The organism is Nocardia sp. NPDC058499, from assembly GCF_042719915.1.
In the GTDB taxonomy this organism is placed as follows: Bacteria; Actinomycetota; Actinomycetes; order Mycobacteriales; family Mycobacteriaceae; genus Nocardia.
Map to the genome: position 1 here is coordinate 1 of NZ_JBHXMZ010000032.1, position 5,255 is coordinate 5,255.

Annotated in this window: 3 rRNA genes; all 3 read left to right on the forward strand. The window is 56.8% G+C overall.

The annotated features are described in order from the left end of the window. Positions 1-18 precede the first annotated feature (18 nt). Positions 19-1,535: ribosomal RNA gene (locus tag ACFWPH_RS34610) — 16S ribosomal RNA — on the forward strand. 342 nt (positions 1,536-1,877) lie between these two features. Then, positions 1,878-5,010 (forward strand): 23S ribosomal RNA (locus tag ACFWPH_RS34615). A gap of 124 nt (positions 5,011-5,134) precedes the next feature. Next, positions 5,135-5,251: ribosomal RNA gene (gene rrf, locus ACFWPH_RS34620) — 5S ribosomal RNA — on the forward strand. The 16S, 23S and 5S rRNA genes sit together here, the layout of an rRNA operon. The last annotated feature ends 4 nt before the right edge of the window (positions 5,252-5,255 follow it).

A 5,255-nucleotide genomic window follows, 5' to 3' on the forward strand; every position in this document is an offset into this window, starting at 1 on the left:
GGGTGTGATTGTGAGTCTTCAACGGAGAGTTTGATCCTGGCTCAGGACGAACGCTGGCGGCGTGCTTAACACATGCAAGTCGAGCGGTAAGGCCCTTCGGGGTACACGAGCGGCGAACGGGTGAGTAACACGTGGGTGATCTGCCTTGCACTCTGGGATAAGCCTGGGAAACTGGGTCTAATACCGGATATGACCTGCAGTTGCATGACTGTGGGTGGAAAGATTTATCGGTGCAAGATGAGCCCGCGGCCTATCAGCTTGTTGGTGGGGTAATGGCCTACCAAGGCGACGACGGGTAGCCGGCCTGAGAGGGCGACCGGCCACACTGGGACTGAGACACGGCCCAGACTCCTACGGGAGGCAGCAGTGGGGAATATTGCACAATGGGCGGAAGCCTGATGCAGCGACGCCGCGTGAGGGATGACGGCCTTCGGGTTGTAAACCTCTTTCGACTCCGACGAAGCGAAAGTGACGGTAGGAGTATAAGAAGCACCGGCCAACTACGTGCCAGCAGCCGCGGTAATACGTAGGGTGCGAGCGTTGTCCGGAATTACTGGGCGTAAAGAGCTTGTAGGCGGCTTGTCGCGTCGATCGTGAAAACTCGGGGCTCAACCCCGAGCTTGCGGTCGATACGGGCAGGCTTGAGTACTTCAGGGGAGACTGGAATTCCTGGTGTAGCGGTGAAATGCGCAGATATCAGGAGGAACACCGGTGGCGAAGGCGGGTCTCTGGGAAGTAACTGACGCTGAGAAGCGAAAGCGTGGGTAGCGAACAGGATTAGATACCCTGGTAGTCCACGCCGTAAACGGTGGGTACTAGGTGTGGGTTTCCTTCCACGGGATCCGTGCCGTAGCTAACGCATTAAGTACCCCGCCTGGGGAGTACGGCCGCAAGGCTAAAACTCAAAGGAATTGACGGGGGCCCGCACAAGCGGCGGAGCATGTGGATTAATTCGATGCAACGCGAAGAACCTTACCTGGGTTTGACATACACCGGAAACCTGCAGAGATGTAGGCCCCCTTGTGGTCGGTGTACAGGTGGTGCATGGCTGTCGTCAGCTCGTGTCGTGAGATGTTGGGTTAAGTCCCGCAACGAGCGCAACCCTTATCTTATGTTGCCAGCGCGTAATGGCGGGGACTCGTGAGAGACTGCCGGGGTCAACTCGGAGGAAGGTGGGGACGACGTCAAGTCATCATGCCCCTTATGTCCAGGGCTTCACACATGCTACAATGGCCGGTACAGAGGGCTGCGATACCGTGAGGTGGAGCGAATCCCTTAAAGCCGGTCTCAGTTCGGATCGGGGTCTGCAACTCGACCCCGTGAAGTTGGAGTCGCTAGTAATCGCAGATCAGCAACGCTGCGGTGAATACGTTCCCGGGCCTTGTACACACCGCCCGTCACGTCATGAAAGTCGGTAACACCCGAAGCCGGTGGCCTAACCCTTGTGGAGGGAGCCGTCGAAGGTGGGATCGGCGATTGGGACGAAGTCGTAACAAGGTAGCCGTACCGGAAGGTGCGGCTGGATCACCTCCTTTCTAAGGAGCATTCTCCACGGACACCCGAAGAGTCGGGATGGTAAACGTCTTGTGGCAGAGCCACTTCGGAAGCGAATGTTTTCCGGTGGTGCTCATGGGTGGAACGCTGACATGCGCCGGCAACAACTTCGGGTCTGATGATTCCGGGGTGCCGGAACCTAAGTAGTCAACACACTGTTGGGTCCTGAAAGAACAGGCGTTCTTTCCAGGCAATAAACATGATCTGCTCGGATCTCCGTTCATACCGCGGGAGCTTCTTCGGGAGTTGCCGGCTGGTGCGGGTGAATGTTTCGGGTGGGTGTGTTGTTTGAGAACTGCACAGTGGACGCGAGCATCTTTGTTTTGTAAGTGTTTTAGAGCGTTCGGTGGATGCCTTGGCACCAGGAGCCGATGAAGGACGTAGGAGGCTGCGATAAGCCTCGGGGAGCTGTCAACCGAGCTGTGATCCGAGGGTGTCCGAATGGGGAAACCCAGCACGAGTGATGTCGTGTTACCCGCCAGTGAATATATAGCTGGTGTGGAGGGAACGTGGGGAAGTGAAACATCTCAGTACCCACAGGAAGAGAAAACAATATGTGATTCCGTGAGTAGTGGCGAGCGAAAGCGGATGAGGCTAAACCATGCGTGTGTGATACCCGGCAGGGGTTGCACGTGTGGGGTAGTGGGGCTCATTTTCTCATCACTGCCGTGGTGAGCAACAGTCAGAAAAGTTCGTGTTAGTCGAATTGGTCTGGGACGGCCAACCGTAGACGGTGAGAGTCCGGTAGGCGAAAACACGTTCTCTGTTGTAGTGAGTGCCCGAGTAGCAGCGGGCCCGTGAAATCTGCTGTGAATCTGCCGGGACCACCCGGTAAGCCTGAATACTCCCTGGTGACCGATAGCGGACTAGTACCGTGAGGGAAAGGTGAAAAGTACCCCGGGAGGGGAGTGAAATAGTACCTGAAACCGTGCGCTTACAATCCGTCAAAGCCTGCGAGTCCTTGTGGCTGTGGGTGATGGCGTGCCTTTTGAAGAATGAGCCTGCGAGTTAGTGGCATGTGGCGAGGTTAACCCGTGTGGGGTAGCCGTAGCGAAAGCGAGTCCGAATAGGGCGTTTCAGTCGCGTGTTCTAGACCCGAAGCGGAGTGATCTACCCATGGCCAGGGTGAAGCGACGGTAAGACGTCGTGGAGGCCCGAACCCACTTAGGTTGAAAACTGAGGGGATGAGCTGTGGGTAGGGGTGAAAGGCCAATCAAACTCCGTGATAGCTGGTTCTCCCCGAAATGCATTTAGGTGCAGCGTCGCGTGTTTCTCACCGGAGGTAGAGCTACTGGATGGTCTAGGGGGCCCACAAGCTTACCGAAATCAGCCAAACTCCGAATGCCGGTGAGTGAGAGCGCGGCAGTGAGACTGCGGGGGATAAGCTTCGTAGTCGAGAGGGAAACAGCCCAGATCGCCGGCTAAGGCCCCTAAGCGTGTACTAAGTGGAAAAGGATGTGGGATTGCGCAGACAGCCAGGAGGTTGGCTTAGAAGCAGCCACCCTTGAAAGAGTGCGTAATAGCTCACTGGTCGAGTGATCCTGCGCCGACAATGTAGCGGGGCTCAAGTACACCGCCGAAGCCGCGGCAGTCGCACATATACATCCGCATCCGACTACGGTTGGGTGTGCAGTGGTGTGGCTGGGTAGGGGAGCGTCGTGTAGCCAGGGAAGCAGCGGGGTGACCTAGTTGTGGAGGCTGCGCGAGTGAGAATGCAGGCATGAGTAGCGAAAGACGAGTGAGAAACTCGTCCGCCGAATGACCAAGGGTTCCTGGGCCAGGTTAATCCGCCCAGGGTGAGTCGGGACCTAAGGCGAGGCCGACAGGCGTAGTCGATGGACAACGGGTTGATATTCCCGTACCCGTGTATCCGCGCCCAATGGCGAATCATCTGTGCTAAGTGCCCAAAACCTGATGGACCTCCTTCGGGAGGCCGGATGGGGCTGCGCATGACCCTGGGTGTAGTAGTCAAGCGATGGGGTGACGCAGGAAGGTAGCTGGGCCAGTCAGTGGTTGTACTGGTGTAAGCCTGTAGGGCGAGTGGTAGGCAAATCCGCCATTCATGTGCCTGAGAGGTGATGCGTAGCCGATTGAGGCGAATTCAGTGATCCTATGCTGCCGAGAAAAGCCTCTAGTGAGTTGGTACACGGCCCGTACCCCAAACCGACACAGGTGGTCAGGTAGAGAATACTAAGGCGATCGAGAGAACTGTGGTCAAGGAACTCGGCAAAATGCCCCCGTAACTTCGGGAGAAGGGGGGCCCGAGCTGGTGACCGGCTTTACGCCGTGAGCTGGTTTGGGCCGCAGAGACCAGAGAGAAGCGACTGTTTACTAAAAACACAGGTCCGTGCGAAGTCGTAAGACGATGTATACGGACTGACGCCTGCCCGGTGCCGGAAGGTTAAGAGGACCGGTTAGCGCTTTCGGGCGCGAAGCTGAGAATTTAAGCCCCGGTAAACGGCGGTGGTAACTATAACCATCCTAAGGTAGCGAAATTCCTTGTCGGGTAAGTTCCGACCTGCACGAATGGCGTAACGACTTCTCTGCTGTCTCGACCACAGACTCGGCGAAATTGCATTACGAGTAAAGATGCTCGTTACGCGCGGCAGGACGAAAAGACCCCGGGACCTTCACTATAGCTTGGTATTGGTGTTCGGTACGGTTTGTGTAGGATAGGTGGGAGACTGTGAAACTCGCACGCCAGTGTGGGTGGAGTCATCGTTGAAATACCACTCTGATCGTATTGGACCTCTAACCTCGGACCATGATCTGGTTCAGGGACAGTGCCTGGTGGGTAGTTTAACTGGGGCGGTTGCCTCCCAAAATGTAACGGAGGCGCCCAAAGGTTCCCTCAGCCTGGTTGGCAATCAGGTGTCGAGTGCAAGTGCACAAGGGAGCTTGACTGTGAGACAGACATGTCGAGCAGGGACGAAAGTCGGGACTAGTGATCCGGCACCGGCATGTGGAAGCGGTGTCGCTCAACGGATAAAAGGTACCCCGGGGATAACAGGCTGATCTTCCCCAAGAGTCCATATCGACGGGATGGTTTGGCACCTCGATGTCGGCTCGTCGCATCCTGGGGCTGGAGTAGGTCCCAAGGGTTGGGCTGTTCGCCCATTAAAGCGGCACGCGAGCTGGGTTTAGAACGTCGTGAGACAGTTCGGTCTCTATCCGCCGCGCGCGTTGGAAACTTGAGGAAGGCTGTCCCTAGTACGAGAGGACCGGGACGGACGAACCTCTGGTGTGCCAGTTGTCCCGCCAGGGGCACGGCTGGTTGGCTACGTTCGGAAGGGATAACCGCTGAAAGCATCTAAGCGGGAAGCCTGTTCCAAGATGAGGTTTCCCACCACCTCGAGTGGTTAAGGCCCCCTACAGACCATGGGGTTGATAGGCCGGAACTGGAAGCCAGGTAACTGGTGGAGGTGACCGGTACTAATAGGCCGAGGGCTTACAAACAAAGGTTGCTACGCGTCCACTGTGCAGTATCTGAAACAACACACAGATACAGAAGACACCCACCACCCCTTCATTCGTGGAGGCGGTTACCGGGGGTGGCTCTCTGTGGATAGTTTCATAGAGTTACGGCGGTTATAGCGGCAGGGAAACGCCCGGTCCCATTCCGAACCCGGAAGCTAAGCCTGCCAGCGCCGATGGTACTGCACTCGACAGGGTGTGGGAGAGTAGGACACCGCCGGAACATA